This window comes from Xylanivirga thermophila, from assembly GCF_004138105.1.
Classification (GTDB): domain Bacteria; phylum Bacillota; class Clostridia; order Caldicoprobacterales; family Xylanivirgaceae; genus Xylanivirga; species Xylanivirga thermophila.
In genome coordinates this window covers 1-19287 of sequence record NZ_RXHQ01000039.1, presented here as the reverse complement: position 1 = coordinate 19287, position 19287 = coordinate 1, and the positions used below count along the sequence as shown (strand labels likewise).

Below are 19287 nucleotides of genomic sequence, written 5' to 3'. Positions count from 1 at the left end.
CAATCACTACAATATGCGTTTCTCAACGTTCAATTTTATTTCTTTTACAAAATCAGCCGTAGCATCTCGATATATTCCAGTTTTAGGTTAGCCTTAACTATTTCCAATTCTTTTTCGAGAGGCTACACATAGGTACCTATAACATCAGCCCGTTCGTATATTGCCGGATTGTATAGAAGCAATATAAACTCTGTGTTTGCTGAAAGCAGCCTGCCTATTGCAAATATTAATAGTATAACAATGGTAGGTACTATGGATGGAATAGTAATATATAGGGCCTGTTTAAAACGGCTTGCTCCATCTATTCTCGCAGCCTCATATAATGATGGATCAATGCCCGATATTGTAGATAGATACAATATGCTATTCCACCCGAAACTTTTCCAGATGTTTGTTATAGTATATATTTTGGCAAAATATTTCGGATCTGTTGAAAATGGTTTTGGCGTCCCTCCAAATACTTTAATAATCGAATTAAGTATACCATCTGTATTTATAAATGATACTACCATTCCTGCCACTACGACCATAGAAATAAAGTATGGAAGATAGCTTGCCGTCTGTACAAACTTTTTGAAAAAACTATCTTTAACCTCGTTGATCAATAGTGCATACACAATAGGTACCCAAAATCCAAACAAGAACAAATAAAAACTGAGTGTAAATGTATTTCTAAATAGCCTCCCAAAATACGGTCCTGTTATAAACTTCCTAAAATGCTTTAATCCTACCCATTTGACACTGCCATCAAAAGAGATAAACGAATTTCCAGGAAAATAGTCTTGAAAGGCTATAACTATTCCATACATTGGTATATAGTGGAAAATGAATATATGTATGAGAACTGGCAGTATTATCAAATATAACTGAATAGTATCTTGTCTTTTGCGACTTTTTATAGTTTGATGACTGGATATTTTTCTGCCTCTTTTAATAGATACAGATTCCATATAACCTCCCCTTCCATTACAATATATAAAAATATTGTTTTGTTTTTTAAAAGTTTTTTGAAAATAGTACCAATGTCCTGTGCTTAAATGATACCATCTGCTTATCTAACATACAAGAAACAATATTTTTTGTGCATAACAATATTTGCTCAGAGATTAAGAACGGCTCTATATAAGGATTTTACCCCATTCTTATTTGGAATCGCCTTCTGCAATTTTATATATATAGTCAGAAGGGCTTATACCTTCATAGCGTTTAAATGCCCTTTTAAAAGAATACTCATTTTCATACCCAACCTCACTTGCCACCTTGCCTATAGCATTTTTACTATCCTTTAGTAATTCTTTTGCCTGCTCCATTCGAATGCGACATAAATAATCATAATAATTAATTCCAGTTACTTCCTTAAAAAGTTTGGATAAAGACGATACTGACATATTAAATATTTGGGCCAATTCCTTAAGTGCCAGATTAGGATCATTATAGTTTTTATTAATATACTCAAGGATATTATTACCTATTTCCAAGTTTGAAGTAGTATTGGCATATTGCCTTCTATCGCACACCCTATCACTAATTTCGTATATATACGACCATATCTCATCCATATTTTCCGATGCCAATATCCCATTAAATTCATTTTGGTAAAGTCCCACATCAATATTAAGCTCATCAAGCACCCTAAGCTCCGTTTCCATTATCAATGTAACCAGTCTAATCATTGAATCTAGCGGTAAATCTCTCTTTTCATTCTCCAATCTTATCTCATATATAATCTTGGTTACAGTATCCAAATTACCCACTTTAAGATTATTTATAAGCTGTATCTCCCAATCTGTCGGATAGTAGTACAATTCCTTTTCAAGCATATTTTTATTGTCCTTTACAAAATCACTTTCAAATAGCATATATTCCATGTTTTCTCTGGCCATCTGATAGGATTTACTTATCCCTATTATGCCCTGCTCCATATTACCCATAGATATGACCAATTGTACATTGCCGGATTTCTCCATGCTAGATTTTGCCTTAAAAAGCAACTGGTCTATAACTTCACTATTTGACTGTATATAATCAAAAGCAAAAATTAACCCAATAGCATCATCTAGCACATCAAGTATTTGACAATCTATTCCCATTTGGTCTGTATTCTGTTCTATAGTAAGAATCAGATTAATGATCTCCTGTCTTTTCTTTATAATATTTTCACCATCATTTTGAGCAGTTTGGGATATATTAATAAGGGCAACACAAAAATAGTCATCATCTGTATAATTTAAACCTATCTCGTTAAGTTTATCTTCCAGCTTATCATCATTAAAAAAACCCTTGAGCAGTTTCAAAAGCATATTAGATTTGGCTGCACTTTCATAGTTTTTCATCCTGTTTATTATAGCTTCATTTTCATCTACAAGCCTATCAAAAGAATTCTCTATTATTCTATATTCATGCATATTTTTGTCCGATGTAGTTTCTAGCATTCCCTGCGCTTCATCGTATCTAAATATTCTATTTAATAAACTGTATAATGGCTTATAGCTTATGGTAGCTAGTATTAATGCCATAAAAGCACCTAGTATAAGCGAAAAAACAATACCAATATATAAAGGAAATAGCTGATCAGATTGTATCGGTAAATTATAATCATTATATATGCACTTATACTCCCAAGACATAACACTAGACTTAGTAGTAAATATTAACTCATTGCCTGTTTTCTCTTTATTATTATGAACATCCTGATTAAATATCTCCATATCGTTACTGGTAATTACAATGTTTTGTAAATTGGGAGATGTGATCTTCTTGATATATGATGTCAAATATCTTTCATCTATAAAAAATAATAACACAGCCCGAGGTTTGTTATATAGTTCTAGACTCTGGCATATTACTATATATTTATCTTCATCATTCACCGCAGTTACCTTGGTGTCTTCCATTAATCTAAAATATGCATAGTCATCCATATTTGAATATATTTTTTCTATATCATGCTCCTTTATCTTTATAATATCGGAAAAATAAGCATCCTTTTGGTACCACCCCCGTTGTGATACAACAAGATCCTTATATGGAAAAACAACAGCAATATTTGATAATATTCCTGTAAAAGCCGTATAATTGTTGAGATCTTGGCAAATCTCCTGCCTCCTCAGTGAACCAAACTCATCATCAAACACATCTATATCTATCATAAATTTACTGATCCAATTAGAATGATACAATTTATCTCCTATATGCATACACTCCATCAATTTAGAATCAATAGTGGCCGCAACCCGTTCTGTATCCGATTCATGCATTTCTATCAATTTTTTATAATTATTATTCATTACATTTTGAAGCGATATATATAAAAAGATAAAAATGGGAATAATAAGTATCACTGTATATGACAAAAATGTCTTTTTGAATGTGCGCCTCTTTATTATATGCACATCCATAATTTCCCCCACCTTTTCTAAAATATTGTTTACACAGATAATATTGCAAACAATATTTTCTATTTATTAATTCTTGCCTGTATTAATATTATATGGTGACAATTCATATAAAACAACAAACTTTTTTTTCGAACCTTACAATTTTTTATACATCATTAATTACATGGTCAATTACAGCTTTTCTCCCAATTGTGTTCTATATTTTTATTTCATCAAACGCATAGGGCATCAACTCAGTGGTAATAAACTCCTTATGCTGTCCGTCCACATTTCCTACAATGATTAGGGGCACTTTAAACTCAACTAATACCTGCAAGCACATTCCACAGGGAAATATAAAATCAGGAGAATCTGAAGCAACGGCAATACCTTTGAAATTTGTATTACCTTCAGAGATGGCTTTAAAAATCGCCACCCTTTCTGCACAACAGGTATCACCATAGCTAACGTTTTCAATATTACATCCGGTGAATATTTTCCCTTCATCGGTTAGCACTGCTGCCCCCACGCGAAATTTTGAATATGGCACATATGCATGCTTACGTGCTTCTAAAGCCTTTAAGATGAGATTCTTTCTATCCATGTATATCCCTCCCATTTTTATTATAGCATATTATCCCCTTTTTACATTGCCCATTATATGGACTAATAATGTTCACAAAATATTCACAAAATCTTAATGCCTTGTTCTTATATTTCTGCTATTATCTATAATAGAAAATAGATAAATAAGTTTTCCCCCAATTTCATATATAAGTGAAGGCCGTCCTTTAGGACGGCCTTCGTGTTTCTAAATATATCTATCTGAAAATTCTCGATATAAATTCCAGTTTTGTATGCTCCGCAAGTATCTTAAACCCTATTATCATTAGAATAAATCCTCCCATTACCTCAGCCTTTTTCTGAAAAAGATTACCACATTCTGCACCTATAAAAACACCTGCAAAGGATATAAAAAAGGTTATTATTCCTATCATTAAAGATGAATTTATAATTGGAACATCGAGAAAAGCAAAACTTATTCCTACGGCCATAGCATCTATACTAGTGGCAATTGCCAATAGAAAAAGCATTTTAACACTTAATCTCCCATTGGTACTTTTGTCCACCTCTCCCGCCTCTAGCTTGTCCTCCTTAACTGCATCATAGATCATCTTCCCGCCGATAAAAGTCAAAAGGATAAAGGCTATCCAATGATCTATATTGGTTATATAGTCTTTAAATCCCACCCCTGCAGCCCAACCTAACATTGGCATTATAGCCTGAAAGACACCAAAGAATGCCGCTATTCTAGACGCATCCTTTATACTGACCTTTTTCATAGAGATGCCATTGCTTATTGCTACCGCAAAGGCATCCATAGATAGACCGATTGCTATTAATATTAATGACAACATATTCATATAATTCACTCCTCATATAACAGCTCTTACATAAAAAAAGAGACCTATGTATAGCATAAAAATGTTATACACGAGTCTCATTATTTAAGGTAAGCCAGATGTTTCCATCAGTATGTTGACTATACCACACCCTTATAGGATGCCAACTACTCCCTCATGATCCATATTTATTGATTATGTAATATTATATGTTATATCAATATTATAATCAATAGTTATTTTTTCTTTTGTGCCATTGGATCTGACATGATCTCGTATCCTCCCATCGCTGACATACAAACTAATATGGAATTTATGAGGGTAAGTACTATACCCTGTGCTGTAAAACCACTATTTGCAAAGAGCATGGTCAATATGAAGGATATTATAAACACATAAATTCTTACCCCTAGATCACTAAATCGCCTTTTTATAATGGGTTTTGTAAACTGAACTATTATTCCAACTGCAATGGTCAATCCTGCAAATGTAGTAAGCATCTCGGGTGTCATAAAATCATCCATAAGTATTCCTCCAAACAAATTGAACATATTCATTATATGTATATGTTCAATTTATTGGTATATATTCATTTTATGAAGTGACTTCTGAATATTGGAATATAGATCAATTGCCCCTGTCTTCTTATACTCTCCATAAGAGTTATTTTCTCCACCGTCATACCCATTTTATCTATTCCTATTTCCTGGGAAACGGTTTTTAATGGGCAATCTAGCACTACCTCCCGCCCCAAGGTTATATGGGGTTTAAAAGGACGGTATTCCTTTTTAAATTTCTGCAAAAAAAGCTCTTCATCCAGCATATGAAATACGCTTTTCATATGGCCTAATCCCTTATCCACGCCTGACCATAATATACAGGAATTGCCTCTGTCAAACTTGCCTAACTGACCCAAAGTAATATCAAAAGGCTTAATTTTTTCGGCAGCCTGCTCCATAGCCCCCTTTACACGATCCACTTCGTGATTATCTATTTCCCCTAGGAAACGGATAGTTATATGCAGATTATCCTTCTTTGTAAAATTACCCTTTAGACTTTTTTCCTTTATTAAACATACCTTTTTGTATATATCTTCCTTTAATGCATTATCAAGCTCAATAGCTATAAAAATTCTCATATTTTCACCTTTTCTAATATCTATTTACCCTATTTTAACACAAATTCATTAAAATAAGCATTTTTATACCAATACCTAATTTGCCGATGCCCCTTTTTTGTGTTACTATTATCATATGAAAGCGCTTCCACGATATGGCGCATATAGGGGTCTTAATATTAATGAGGTGAAAAATCAATAATGGACAATTGTGAATGCTGCGATGCAGCTTCAGAACATGTAGTAACACATAGCAAAAAGCTTGATAAAAAAATTTTAAATAGGGAAATACTGGCTATCGCATGGCCGTCTATTATAGAGCTCATACTGGTCACAGTATGTCAAATGGCCGACATGATAATGGTAGGACGACTTGGAGCCTATGCCATAGCCGCCGTAGGCATTACTAATCAACCAAGGTTTTTAATGTTATCAGCATTTATAGCCCTAAATGTGGGCACTACTGCATTGGTAGCACGTCTAAAAGGTGAAGGCAAACAAGAGGAAGCCAATAAGGTACTCTATCAAAGTATGATACTTACTATATTCCTTTCCATAGCCATCTCTATTTTAGGCATTATATTTGCCCATGATATGGTCATTTTAATGGGTGGCGAAGAGGATGTTGCCAAAGTGGGCGGGAGCTATTTTAAGATAATAATGTCAGGATTTATATTTACCTGTATACCCCTATGTATAACAGCAGCATTAAGGGGAGCTGGAAATACCAAGGCATCTATGTATTTGAATGTAATAGCAAATGTAGTAAATATAATATTTAACTATCTTCTTATATACGGGAAACTTGGTTTCCCCCGCTTGGAAGTAGATGGAGCGGCTATAGCCACCGTTATTGGTTATATTGTATCATTTGTGATCTCCCTATATATACTGTTTCGAAGGCGCCAATACCTCTATCTACCTCCTATAAAATCCATGGCTAGATATTTTAAGCCCGATTTTAAAGCTATAAAACGTATAATTCGCATAGGTCTTCCATCTGCAGGCGAACAGATGGCCTTAAGGCTAGGGCTTTTAATATATACCCGCATAGTAGCAGGCCTAGGTACCGTAGCATTTGCTACCCATCAAATAGGACTTAATATACTAAGCCTATCCTTTATGAATGGTCAGGCCTTTGGTATAGCTGCAACCACATTAATAGGCCAAAGCCTAGGAGAAAAGGATATCGAAAAGGCCAAGGCATATGCTGATCAAACTAGACATATGGGGGCTGTAGTTGCATTTTTTATAGCAGGCATATTCTTCTTTTTAGGCAAGCAACTTGTATGGCTGTTTAACCCGGATCCTGATATAATGAAAGCAGGAAGCACCGTGCTTAAAATAGTAGCCATTATACAACCTAGCCAGGCATCTTTTCAAATACTAGCAGGCGGTTTAAGGGGTGCCGGAGATACAAAATGGCCTGCACTATCCATCCTAGTTGGCGTCCTAATAATAAGACCAATATTGGCATTTATACTTGTCAACTGGGCCAATTGGGGATTAATCGGTGCATGGATTGCATTAGCAGCAGATCAATTTATAAGATCTGTACTAATCTATATACGTTTTCGATCCGGCAGATGGACCCGTATAAAGGTGTAAGCTATAGATTCATAACATAAAACAACAATATCCCTGCTGCTCCCGAAGCAAATATGGTTAAGATGGGGTGCCATTTTAACTTTACCATTACAAATATACTGCCCAACATTATGGCTAGACTCGGTATATCCACAAATGCCGAAGGTTTTGTGAATAACATCGAAAAATTTTGTGCATTAAATGCCCCTTTGAATATGGATGTCTGACTTACAATTACAGCTGCCCCTGCAATAAGAGCTACTACGGCAGGTCGTATACCGCAGAATATACCCTTAACTACAGGCTTATCATTAAATTTTGAAAATATACTCGATATTAGTATGACAATGATTAAAGACGGCAATACCACCCCTGTAGTAGCACATAAACTCCCTAAAATTCCGGCTGTCTTATATCCTACAAAAGTAGCTGAATTTACCGCTATAGGCCCTGGTGTCATCTCTGCAATAGCTATTATATCGGCAAATTCACGGCTGGTGATCCAGCCATTTTTTGATATTTCATTTTCTATCATGGGTACCATGGCATATCCACCGCCAAAGCTAAACAATCCTATCTTAAAAAATACAGCCATAAGCTTCCAATAGATCATTCTTCACTGTTACCTTCCTTTCTTGATAAATAAAAAAATGCTAGTCCCATAAGTGCACTTATCATAATAATGTATATGGCCTGTACATTAAAAACAAGTAAAAGTATAAGACCTACTATGGCAATAGCAAGGCTGATTCTATCCTTTATAGCCGCCTTGCCCATCTTAACAGCAGCAATACCTATAAGGGCTACAACCGTTGCCCGTATACCTTTTAGGGCAGCCTGTACTATCAAAGCATCCTGAAATTTTGTAAATACTGAAGCGATGAGTGTTATTGTTATAAATGACGGAATTACCATACCTAGAGTGGCAATTATAGCACCTTGAAATCCTGCTACCTTGTATCCTACAAATGTAGATGCATTTATACCTATGGCACCTGGCACAGACTGAGCCAAGGCAAATACATCTATTATCTCTTCCTCATCTACCCACCCCTGCTTGTCTACTATCTCTTTTTCGATGAGAGGTATCATGGCAAATCCACCACCAAAGGTAAATGCGCCGATTCTAAAAAAAATCCAAAACATCTTCCACAGTTTTTTCACCTTTTCTTTTTTCCTCTTTTCTATATATTTTTCTAAAATACCTATGTATAATTATATCATTACCATCGTTGTCAAGGTTGGGTAGTATTTTCTCGTATACACTCGAAAATCTCCACCCTCCCCTTGACAAGAGGAAGTAAATGGATAAGTATGATTTTCTCAAAAGTGTTGCATTTAATATTGCAATTTAGATCGTAAAGGAGAAGAATTTTATATGAATAATTTCTACACCTTTTCATATATAAACAGCCCCATAGGCATAATATTTATCAAATCCACTCCCGCCGGAGTGTGTCAAATAGATATAGGATATAACTTAAACAAGGATATATCTATAGTTTGTACTAAAGATAGCCCTGTATCTATACAGCTTATGGAATATTTTCAAGGCATCCGAAAAAATTTTAATATAAAAGTTGATATAAAGGGCACACCATTTCAAATGAAGGTATGGAAGGCCCTTTCTTCCATACCCTATGGCAGCACCAAAACCTATAAGGACATTGCAATAGAAATCGGTTCCCCAAAAGGATACAGGGCAGTTGCACAGGCCTGTAGTAAAAATCCTGTACCCATTATAATACCCTGCCATCGAGTAGTTGGCTCCAATGGTAGACTCGGGGGATATAGCGGGGGTGGTGGCATAAAATCAAAGACATACTTGTTAACGTTAGAAAAAAGTGGCGGCCAGATCGTATAATCTGCCACCACTTTTACTACCTTGTCAATTCATATATCGCATTTGCATATATCTTTGCATTCAAAATAAGATCCTCTACCTCTATATATTCATCCTTTTGATGGGCCATCTCAGGTCTACCCGGAAATTGGGCGCCAAATGCAACTGTATTTTCTGTAGCTCTAGCATAAGTTCCACCGCCTATAGCTATGGGTTTTGCTTCTTGACCGGTCTGTTCATTATATATTTTCAAAAGTTTTTGTACTAAAGGATGATCTTCAGGCACATAAAGAGGCGCTGAATGGCCCTGTATCTCTACTTCGACATCAGTACCTTCAATTGCCTTATATATCCTGTTCATTATATCATCTAATTTATACTCTACAGGATAGCGTATATTTATTACAGCTTCGCCCCTCTCCTTGTCTATATCTATCTTACCAAGATTCAAGGTGAGCTTACCTGATACATTATCCTCCAATTTAATTCCAAGCCCATCACCATCAAAATCTGGTCCTATTCTATCATTTAAAAATGTTATAAACTGCTCCATGGGACTATTGCCTATACCCAATGAACATAGAAAACCTAGAGTGCCTGCTATGGCATTTACCCCCTTCTTCGGAGTACTTGCATGGGCCGATTTTCCCATAAATCTAAGCACAGCACCTCCCGCCTCATTAAAATCTGCTTCTATATTACATTTTGTATATTCCCTAAAAGTATTCAAATACGTCAATACCTTATCCCCATCCCTAGGAGATGAAAATACACAAAGGCATTCATCAGGCACCATATTAGGCCTAGTTCCGCCCTTTATACCCTCTATATTGGATGCTATATGCTCCGCTCCATTAAACTCTTTTTTAAAAGCCAATGTAAGAATGCCCTTTTCCGCATGTATTACAGGATAATTGCCATCTGGCACTATGCCAAACTGGGGCATGGGCTGCTTTGAAAGGTAATATTCCATACCCTCCCAACCACTCTCCTCATCGGTACCAAATATCATTCGCACCTTTTTATTGAGCTTTACACCACTATCAAGCAAAGCCTTCATAGCATACATAGCTGCAATGGTAGGCCCCTTGTCATCTATGGCACCCCTGCCATAGAGCTTCCCATCATGTATCTGCGGGCTATAGGGCTCATATGTCCATCCTTCGCCTGCAGGTACTACATCTAGGTGTACCAGTATACCAAGGGTTTCATCCCCTTCTCCGATTTCTGCATGGGCACCATACCCATCCACATCGACTACATGAAAGCCTAGATTTCTTGCAAGATTACATGCATAATCCAACGCCTCTGCAACGCCTTCTCCAAAGGGTTTCCCTGCTAAGGGCTCCCCTTGTACGCTAGGAATAGCTATAATCTCCTTTGTGGAATTTATTATATCTTCTCTGTATCCTTCCACCAAACTATTAAGATCCATTTCCTTTTCCTCCTTAAAATAATGGCGGACCATCAAAACCCTTACCTTCCACCTCTCTGGCATCGACTATTGTGATGAATGCCGCCGGATCTACCTGTCGTACTGTATCCCGTACCCTTGATAACTCAGTTGTACGGAGTACAATATATATTATCTTCTTTTGCTTGCCTGTATAACCGCCTTCACCATTTAAGAATGTAATGCCCCTCTTTATCTTTTTAAAAATTGCTTTGGCAACCTCGTCTGCATTATCTGAGATTATTATTATACTCTTCTTATGATTAAATCCCTCCTGTATATTATCAAGGGCCTTATTGCACACATATAATGCAACTAAAGTATATGCCGCCCGTTCTATGCCAAATTGCATAGCGGCAAGTGTTAGTATTATAGCATTTATGGCCATCGTAGTAGTACCTATGCTAAAAGAAAAATATTTATTTACTATAACTGAAAGAATATCGGTGCCCCCAAGTGAACCCCTATTTTTTATTACTAATCCTATGCCTATACCTGATAGTAATCCTCCTATTAGGCAGGATACCATAGTATCCTGTATATCCACTATCCATCCTTGCGTGATAAGTAAAAATATGGACGAACTTACCGTACCCAATATACTAAAATAGGTAAAACGCCTGCTTACATATTTATATCCTGCTATAAATAATGGGATATTAAGCAATATAGATGTAATACCGGTAGGTATACCATATTTATATTCAAGCAACATTGCCACACCTGTTACACCACCACTTAGCAGATTATGGGGCATATAAAATGCATTTATGGCTACCGCATGGATAAAACTTCCTAAAATAATGTATAAGATACGCCAAACCACCCAAGCTTTTCCCCCCTTTAACCTCTCTATTTATTATTTTATCTCTTTTTTGTATTAAAAACAACCAAAAGGATGTTATAATATAGGTAATGGTTTACAAAATTATAAGGAGGTTTTACAAGTGAATGTTATTGTTTGCAATACAGCTGATGAAATGGATGTTATAGCATCTAAAGAATTTGTAGATCTCATCAGTACAAAGCCAAATGCCATATTAGGTCTGGCTACCGGCAGTACTCCCATAGGATTATATAAAAAATTAGTCCAATTACATAAAGACGATAAATTGGATTTTTCCAAAGTAACTACATTTAATCTGGATGAATACGTAGGTATTTCACAGGAGCATGCCTGCAGCTATCATACATTTATGCATGAAAACTTATTTAAATATGTAAATTTGCCAAAAGAAAATATAAACATTCCAGATGGACAGGCAAAAAATCTAGAAGAAGAATGTAAAAAATATGATCAAAAAATAGAAGATGCAGGAGGCATTGACCTGCAGATATTAGGCATTGGCCGCAATGGACATATAGGGTTTAATGAACCAGGTACGCCCTTTGATGCTGTTACCCATATAGTAACTTTGGATCAAGGCACCAGAGAAGCAAATTCTCGGTTCTTTAATTCCATAGATGAGGTACCTACAAAGGCATTATCAATGGGTATAAAGAGCATAATGCACGCCCAAAACATAATCCTTATGGCAAAAGGGGCCGACAAGGCAGAAGCTATCTATAATACTATAAATGGGCCAGTCACTCCTGTAGTGCCTGCCTCTGTACTCCAACTTCATCCAAATGCTACTATCATTCTGGATAAAGAAGCCGCTAGCAGACTATAAAAGCAATCAAAAAAAGCCGCATAAAAGCGGCTTTTTTTGGCTAAAAATCCAGCACAGCACCCTTATCTGCAGATGATACCATTTTTGCATATCTAGCTAGATACCCCTTCTTTATCTTCGGCTGGGGCGGGATCCAGTTATCAATTCTATCCTCAAGCATATTTCCATCTATCTCGATATCCAACCGACCATTTGGTATATCTATGGATATTATATCCCCTTCCTGTATTACTGCAATAGGTCCGCCTTCCATAGCCTCTGGCGATATATGTCCTATGGCGGCACCCCTAGTAGCCCCTGAGAAACGTCCATCGGTTATAAGGGCCACATCCCTATCAAGCCCCATACCTGCTATGGCAGAGGTGGGAGATAACATCTCCTTCATCCCAGGCCCACCCTTTGGTCCTTCATAGCGTATAACAACCACATCACCTTTTTGTATACTACCTGATAATATGGCATTAAAGGCTGCCTCTTCCGAATCAAATACCCTAGCCGGACCTTTATGTACCATCATATCAGAATCTACTGCTGCTTTTTTTACCACTGCACCTCGAGGCGCCAAATTACCCTTTAATATCGCAATGCCACCGGTAATGCTATAGGGATTATCTACGGGACGTATGACGTCATAATCAGATACCTTTGCACCCTTTATCCTATCTCCCATACTCCCGCCTTCAATCACGTTCACATTTAAATCCATAAGACAGTTATTAGACAGTTCTGCCATAATGGCAGGTATACCCCCTGCCCTATGTAGATCCTCCATATGATGAAGGCCTGCAGGGCTTAACCTACATAGGTTTGGCACCTTTTCACTTGTATCATTTATGCTGTCAAGGTCAAAATCTATCCCCGCCTCATGGGCTATTGCCGACATATGCAATACCGAATTAGATGAACATCCAAGTGCCATATCTATTATCAGTGCATTTTTAAGAGAAGCCTTATTTATTATATCCCTTGGGCATATGTTTTGCTTTACCGCTTCCATTATGACCATCCCTGCTTTTTTAGCCATCCTTATCCGCTCAGCATCTACAGCAGGAATGGTGCCATTTCCCATTAATGCTATCCCTAGTGCTTCAGCTAGACAGTTCATAGAATTTGCCGTATACATACCTGAACATGAACCACACCCAGGACAAGCCTTCTCCTCCAAACATTTCAGTTCATACTCATCCATCATACCGGCCTTTACCGCACCCACCCCTTCAAATACCAAGCTAAGGTCAGCAGCCCCTCCATTATAAAATCCCGCCAACATAGGACCACCGCTTATAACTATACTTGGTATATTGATGCGTACAGCCCCCATTATCATACCCGGCACTATCTTATCACAGTTAGGTATAAGCACTAATCCATCAAATCCATGGGCCATTGCGAGGGTCTCTATACCATCTGCTATAAGCTCCCTAGAAGCCAATGAGTATTTCATGCCTATATGGTTCATTGCAATGCCATCGCATACCCCTATAGATGGCACTTCTATCGGGGTGCCTCCCGCCATTAAAATACCTGTCTTTACCGCTTTAGCTATCATATCCAGATGTATATGCCCTGGTATTATATCGCTTTTAGCATTTATAACTCCTATAAGAGGCCTTGAAAGCTCTTCCTCCGTATAACCCATGGCGTAGAAAAGGGAACGATGGGGCGCCTTTTCCACGCCCCTTTTTACCCTATCACTTATCATTTTTGTCATCCTCAAACCCATCTATATGGAGTATATTATCGAGTGGTCTTTTAGGCACATGCAATACCCCTTGATCATCAAGATAATATCTAATCGTATCATCCCTATCCTCTTCTATTGCCTCCTGCGCCGCATAACCTAGGGCAATAACGCAATCTATCTCATATCTGTCGGGTATATTAAGTATTTCCCTTAGAGCCCTTCTGTCCACAGATCCTATCCAACAGCTCCCTATACCCTTTTCCCATGCGCTTAGCAATATATTCTGTACCGATGCACCTACATCATGCTCTGCCATGCTGCCAGCCCTGTCCTTATTTATCAGTACTACTATATAGGCTACAGGCCTCTCCCCCTCCTCTGGAGTACCGAAAGGTTTTATATAGCCAGCCCATTTTAATGTATCAAATACCTTTGATAGCATATCGGTCTTATTAACTATAATATACTCAAGGGGCTGTCTATTAGCTGCCGATGGGGCCAACCTAGCTACATCTACCAAATCCTTTAAAAATTTCATATCTATACGTTCCTGCTTATATTTCCTTATAGTCCTTCTAGCTTTTATAGTCTTATCTATACTCATGATATAAAACCTCCTTATTGGGATATAGATATCTTCTCTTCTTCCCATATCTTTAAAAAAGGATATGGATTTATCGCCTTATCGTCTTCATACATGCCAAAGTGAAGATGGGGAAGGAATTTTCCAGATGTGCCCTCCTCACCGTATCCGCTATCCCCTGCATAGCCTATTATCTGTCCTTTTTTTACATGGCTGCCCCGTTTTATATTAGGTTCATACCGAATAAGATGGGCATAATAATAATATATTCCATCTTCTCCCCGTATACCTATGCGCCAACCACCAAGCTCTAGCCATCCCTTTTGCTCTACTTTACCGTCGCATACTGCTACAAGGGGAACTCCTTTATCACACATTATGTCTATGCCTTCATGCTTCCTTTCCCCACCATAGGTCCGTCGTCCTCCAAACCCATCATCAAAGCTATATTCATAGCCATCAGCCAATGGAAATACCTTATCCCTATACACCATATCTATATGCTCAAATCTCTTTAATTCTCCCGCCACCTGCTTTAAAAATGCCCGGTTATCATTATACGACCTTATCTGTTCCAAGACCTGGTCGTGATCCTGTGCACCTCGTAGGTATAGGGCTATTTTGCTGGAGCGATCAAAACTTACTTTATCATCTGATATGCCTTCAGCGTTATCTATGGCAGATAGATAATACCATAACACCCCTTGATCCTTCTCCACATCAAAATATACACCAAGGCGGGAGGGAGCAATATTCTCTATCCTATATTGAGCCGGAGATATTAAAGGGGTGGTTAATATTATAATCGTCAAGAGCAACACTGCAGCAACTATGCACACTGTTAGAAACCTTTTTTTATTTAGTCTATATCTCTTTACATGGGAATAATATGTTTTCATTCTATTTCTTTTCCACCAAGCCAGGGCATCATTTTCCTAAGCTCCCGCCCCACCTTTTCAATAAGGTGAGACTGCTCCCGCCTACGTGTAGCATTAAAATGGGGTCTGTTTGCTTGATTCTCCAATATCCAGTTCCGCGCAAATGTACCATCCTGTATTTCATCCAATACATCCTTCATCTCTGCCCTGGTATCATCGGTTATTATACGTTTTCCCACTGAATAATCCCCGTACTCTGCAGTATCGCTTATGGAATATCTCATATAGCTAAGCCCGCCCTGATTTATAAGGTCCACTATTAATTTCATCTCATGTAGGCATTCAAAATATGCCACCTCAGGCTGATATCCTGCCTCTACCAAGGTATCAAATCCAGCCTTTATAAGTTCAGTAACACCACCGCATAACACCGCCTGCTCACCAAATAAATCTGTTTCCGTCTCCTCTTTAAATGTGGTCTCCAAAACTCCAGCCCTAGTCCCGCCAATACCTTTGGCATATGCCAATGCATAACCCTGTGCCATACCGCTATAGTCCTGATATACAGCAAATAAACACGGTACACCCTTTCCTTCCTGGTATTGACTTCTAACAGTATGGCCAGGCCCCTTAGGTGCCACCATAAATACATCCACATTCTCTGGAGGTACTATCTGATTAAAGTGGATATTGAATCCATGAGCAAAAGCAATGGCACTTCCTGCTTTTAAATTTGGGGAGATACTGTTTTTATAGACCTCAGGCTGTTTTTCATCGGGTATAAGTATCATGGTGATATCGGCCTCAGCTGCTGCCTTGCCCGCCTCCATAACGGCAAAGCCAGCATCTATTGCCTTTTGCCATGATCTGCTGCCTTCGTATAGCCCTATCCTTACATCTACTCCACTATCCCTTAAGTTTAGTGCATGGGCATGCCCTTGACTACCATAGCCAATTATAGCTACTTTTTTCCCATCTAACAGGCTAAAATCGGCGTCCATTTCATAATACATCCTTGCCATTTTTATTCCTCCTCTTCCTGTAAGTTTGTATATTTTATAACTTTGTTACCCCGTTCAACGGCTATAATACCCGTTCTGACCACTTCCTTTATACCAAAGTCCTTTAGCATATCCTCCAGTGCACTTATTTTTTCACCATCACCGGTTATCTCTATCGTCAAAGAATCCTTTGCTATATCCACTACATTTGCCCTAAATATATTTACTATCTGTATAATCTCATTACGGACATTGGAATTAGCACGAACCTTTATAAGTGCCAGTTCCCTCACCACTGAATCATTACTTATATCAGATACCTTTATAACTTCCACTAGCTTATTTAGCTGTTTTGTAACCTGCTCTACAATATAGCTGTCACCATCTACTACAATAGTCATACGGGATACATCTGGATCTTCAGTGACTCCCACTGTTAGACTATCTATATTAAATCCCCTTCGACTGAAGAGCCCTGCCACCTTATAAAGCACCCCTGGATTATTGTCAACCAGTACACCCAATATATGTTTCATTCTTACCCTCCCCATTAAAAGGTATGACATTGGCATCGGGATCAATGACAAATCTTGCAAGAATTGCTTCTTTGGTATTTATTATATAATCTACTGCCTCCATTACCTGAGACGCCTCTTCTATCTGTATGCCCCTTATACCATAAGCCTTTGCAATAGTTATAAAATCAGGATTTCCTCCCATATCTATGCCAAAATAACGTCCCCCATAATAATGCTGTTGGAGTTCCCTTACCATTCCAAGCCTTTCATTATCCAGTATTATCATCTTTAAAGGAAGACCTTGGTTTACTACTGTAGATAGTTCTGCCATACTCATTTGAAATCCACCATCTCCCGATATGAGCATTACAGGCTTTTTAGGACATGCAATCTTTGCCCCTATAGCCGCCGGTAATCCATAGCCCATAGTCCCCAGTCCCCCTGATGTTAGAAATGTCCTTGGCTTTTGTATTTTAAAATATCTTCCCGTCCATATCTGATGCTGTCCTACATCGGTAACCACTATGGTATCGGACCTTACACTAGCAGATAAGGCCTTTATTATATAAACCGGATCCAACGGGCTAGTTTGGGAATTTGTATATCTACAAATGGATTGCTTATCCTTTAATATATTTATCCAATCCAAACCATCTCGGGATATATCAAGCTTCAAAAGCTCCCTAAGTGTCACCGCTATATCGCCCACTATTGGAGTATCCACATCTATATTTTTACCAATTTCTGCAGGATCAATATCTATATGTATTACATGTGATTCCTGGACAAATTTCTTCCTTGACCCAATAGCCCGATCGCCCATTCTGGCACCAAGGACAATAAGCACATCTGCCCCTGCTACTGCTTCATTTGCAGCCTCTATCCCATATTGGCCAATCATCCCCATAGATAGCCCATGACTTGCTGGAAAAGCTCCTATTCCCATAAGTGTATTTACTACAGGTGCATTTATCCTCTGAGCTAGTCTTAAAACCAGTTCCGCACTATTGCTGCTAATTACCCCTCCACCTACACAGATGGTTGGGCGCTTGCTTTGCTTTATTACAGCCGCTGCCCTTTTTATCTGCAGAGGATGACCTGAATAATTGGGTTTATAACCCCTTAGATGTACTTCTTCACTATATTCAAATTTCAAAGTCTGTTTTGCAATATCATTTGGTATATCAATAAGTACGGGACCTTGCCTGCCCGTTGAGGCAATATAGAATGCTTCTTTCATTATTCTTGGTATGTCTTGAACGTGCTTTACTAGATAATTGTGTTTTGTAAAAGGCGCTGTCGCACCTGTTATATCCACTTCCTGGAATACATCCCTACCTATCATGCTGGTAGGCACTTGACCGGTTATAACCACTATTGGAATAGAATCCATATATGCCGTGGCTATACCGGTAATTATATTTGTGGCTCCCGGCCCAGATGTGGCCATGCATACTCCTACTCTGCCAGATGCCCTGGCATAACCACTAGCTGCATGGGCTGCTGCCTGCTCATGACGCACTAATATATTTCTTATGCTAGATGATTTAAGCGCATCATAGATGGGTAGCACAGCGCCACCAGGATACCCAAAAACAACCTCTATTCCTTCAAGTTCCAACGCCTTAACTACTGCCTGTGCCCCTGTCATCTTCATGGCAAAAAAACCTCCTGTCTTTAACCATGCAGAATATATAAATTAAAAAAACCTCTCATCCTTTTACAAGGACGAAAGGTTACTTTCGTGGTACCACCAAGCTTTGCTATCTTTTAGTAATAGACAGCCTCAAAATAGGTTCTAACAAACCCTTGGCTTTTAACGGCGCCATCCCGTTAGCCCCTACTTTGTAATCCTTTCAGAGCTACATCTCAGGAGTGACCATACAATCTGCTATCACACCAGTTCACACCAACCACCGGCTCTCTTTAGGTGATAGTACAGATCTTCTCTCTCCATCATCAATTTTGATATTATTTTATATATTACCAATTCTTTCGCAAGATGTCAATATGTTTTATACAAATATTTACTCAGTTTTTATAGGGTTCGTTGTATAATTAAATGCAACACCAAAAAAATATAGAACCATAGCGAGAAAATCATGTATAATATTTTTAACCAAAAAAAAATAATACAGTGAGGTGCTCGCTATGGCTAATTCTAATTGTA

19 protein-coding genes and 1 other annotated feature are annotated in these 19287 nt (G+C 38.0%); of the genes, 3 read left to right on the top strand and 16 right to left on the bottom strand.

The genetic code is table 11. From position 1 onward, the window contains the following. Nucleotides 1-122: 122 nt before the first annotated feature. From EJN67_RS12645 to thpR, 6 genes are all read right to left on the bottom strand, one after another. Nucleotides 123-950 carry an ABC transporter permease gene (locus tag EJN67_RS12645; RefSeq protein ID WP_129724810.1) on the bottom strand — a complete coding sequence of 276 codons (828 nt, stop codon included), beginning with the start codon at nucleotides 948-950 and terminating at the stop codon, nucleotides 123-125. A 192-nt stretch (nucleotides 951-1142) separates the two neighbouring features. Beyond that, nucleotides 1143-3398: a helix-turn-helix transcriptional regulator gene (locus tag EJN67_RS12640; protein ID WP_129724809.1), complete on the bottom strand. Its 2256-nt coding sequence runs from the start codon at nucleotides 3396-3398 to the stop codon at nucleotides 1143-1145. A gap of 196 nt (nucleotides 3399-3594) precedes the next feature. Continuing rightward, on the bottom strand, nucleotides 3595-3981 hold the full coding sequence (locus EJN67_RS12635; RefSeq protein ID WP_129724808.1) for a cytidine deaminase: 387 nt from the start codon (nucleotides 3979-3981) through the stop codon (nucleotides 3595-3597). 217 nt (nucleotides 3982-4198) lie between these two features. After that, on the bottom strand, nucleotides 4199-4801 hold the full coding sequence (locus EJN67_RS12630; RefSeq protein WP_129724807.1) for a manganese efflux pump MntP: 603 nt from the start codon (nucleotides 4799-4801) through the stop codon (nucleotides 4199-4201). 215 nt (nucleotides 4802-5016) lie between these two features. Next, nucleotides 5017-5304, bottom strand: a complete 288-nt coding sequence (locus EJN67_RS12625) for a hypothetical protein (protein ID WP_129724806.1) — start codon at nucleotides 5302-5304, stop codon at nucleotides 5017-5019. 65 nt (nucleotides 5305-5369) lie between these two features. Further along, a complete protein-coding gene (gene thpR / locus EJN67_RS12620; protein WP_129724805.1) occupies nucleotides 5370-5918 on the bottom strand; it encodes an RNA 2',3'-cyclic phosphodiesterase in 549 nt (182 codons plus the stop codon). A 180-nt stretch (nucleotides 5919-6098) separates the two neighbouring features. Here thpR and EJN67_RS12615 point away from each other — a divergent pair, with 180 nt between their 5' ends. Beyond that, nucleotides 6099-7505 carry an MATE family efflux transporter gene (locus EJN67_RS12615; RefSeq protein ID WP_129724804.1) on the top strand — a complete coding sequence of 469 codons (1407 nt, stop codon included), beginning with the start codon at nucleotides 6099-6101 and terminating at the stop codon, nucleotides 7503-7505. Nucleotide 7506: 1 nt separating this feature from the next. Here the strand turns inward: EJN67_RS12615 and EJN67_RS12610 are convergent, their stop codons facing one another. Together EJN67_RS12610 and EJN67_RS12605 are read right to left on the bottom strand one after the other, a co-directional pair. Next, nucleotides 7507-8097: a chromate transporter gene (locus EJN67_RS12610; RefSeq protein ID WP_129724803.1), complete on the bottom strand. Its 591-nt coding sequence runs from the start codon at nucleotides 8095-8097 to the stop codon at nucleotides 7507-7509. Further along, entirely contained in the window at nucleotides 8094-8648 is a 555-nt protein-coding gene (locus EJN67_RS12605; protein WP_207208026.1) for a chromate transporter, read from the bottom strand. The genes EJN67_RS12610 and EJN67_RS12605 overlap by 4 nt, the downstream gene beginning before the upstream one ends. A gap of 214 nt (nucleotides 8649-8862) precedes the next feature. On the opposite strand from EJN67_RS12605, the gene EJN67_RS12600 reads away from it, so the two are divergent. Further along, the gene (locus tag EJN67_RS12600) at nucleotides 8863-9348 is read left to right on the top strand and encodes a methylated-DNA--[protein]-cysteine S-methyltransferase (RefSeq protein ID WP_129724802.1); all 486 of its coding nucleotides are present in this window, start codon (nucleotides 8863-8865) and stop codon (nucleotides 9346-9348) included. Between the two features lie 16 nt (nucleotides 9349-9364). On the opposite strand, the gene pepV is transcribed toward EJN67_RS12600, so the two are convergent. After that, nucleotides 9365-10762 carry a dipeptidase PepV gene (pepV, locus tag EJN67_RS12595; protein ID WP_129724801.1) on the bottom strand — a complete coding sequence of 466 codons (1398 nt, stop codon included), beginning with the start codon at nucleotides 10760-10762 and terminating at the stop codon, nucleotides 9365-9367. A gap of 13 nt (nucleotides 10763-10775) precedes the next feature. After that, nucleotides 10776-11606: a YitT family protein gene (locus EJN67_RS12590; protein ID WP_129724800.1), complete on the bottom strand. Its 831-nt coding sequence runs from the start codon at nucleotides 11604-11606 to the stop codon at nucleotides 10776-10778. 121 nt (nucleotides 11607-11727) lie between these two features. Between EJN67_RS12590 and nagB the strand changes: the two genes are divergently transcribed. Then, nucleotides 11728-12453 carry a glucosamine-6-phosphate deaminase gene (gene nagB, locus EJN67_RS12585; RefSeq protein WP_243641315.1) on the top strand — a complete coding sequence of 242 codons (726 nt, stop codon included), beginning with the start codon at nucleotides 11728-11730 and terminating at the stop codon, nucleotides 12451-12453. Nucleotides 12454-12493: 40 nt separating this feature from the next. Here the strand turns inward: nagB and ilvD are convergent, their stop codons facing one another. From ilvD to ilvB, 6 genes are read right to left on the bottom strand one after another with little or no spacing between them, the layout of a single operon-like run. Beyond that, complete coding sequence (gene ilvD / locus EJN67_RS12580) at nucleotides 12494-14155, bottom strand: dihydroxy-acid dehydratase (RefSeq protein WP_129724811.1); 1662 nt, start codon at nucleotides 14153-14155, stop codon at nucleotides 12494-12496. Further along, a complete protein-coding gene (locus EJN67_RS12575) occupies nucleotides 14145-14741 on the bottom strand; it encodes a nitroreductase family protein (RefSeq protein ID WP_165000873.1) in 597 nt (198 codons plus the stop codon). Before EJN67_RS12575 ends, ilvD begins: the two co-directional genes overlap by 11 nt. A 14-nt stretch (nucleotides 14742-14755) precedes the next feature. Further along, nucleotides 14756-15619: a M23 family metallopeptidase gene (locus EJN67_RS12570; protein ID WP_129724798.1), complete on the bottom strand. Its 864-nt coding sequence runs from the start codon at nucleotides 15617-15619 to the stop codon at nucleotides 14756-14758. Further along, nucleotides 15616-16620 carry a ketol-acid reductoisomerase gene (ilvC, locus tag EJN67_RS12565; RefSeq protein ID WP_129724797.1) on the bottom strand — a complete coding sequence of 335 codons (1005 nt, stop codon included), beginning with the start codon at nucleotides 16618-16620 and terminating at the stop codon, nucleotides 15616-15618. Before ilvC ends, EJN67_RS12570 begins: the two co-directional genes overlap by 4 nt. A 2-nt stretch (nucleotides 16621-16622) precedes the next feature. After that, on the bottom strand, nucleotides 16623-17135 hold the full coding sequence (ilvN, locus tag EJN67_RS12560) for an acetolactate synthase small subunit (protein ID WP_129724796.1): 513 nt from the start codon (nucleotides 17133-17135) through the stop codon (nucleotides 16623-16625). After that, nucleotides 17107-18774, bottom strand: coding sequence for a biosynthetic-type acetolactate synthase large subunit (ilvB, locus tag EJN67_RS12555; RefSeq protein WP_129724795.1), 1668 nt, complete (start codon nucleotides 18772-18774; stop codon nucleotides 17107-17109). Before ilvB ends, ilvN begins: the two co-directional genes overlap by 29 nt. 64 nt (nucleotides 18775-18838) lie before the next feature. Beyond that, nucleotides 18839-19086 (bottom strand) — a binding site (T-box leader). Nucleotides 19087-19287 lie beyond the last annotated feature (201 nt).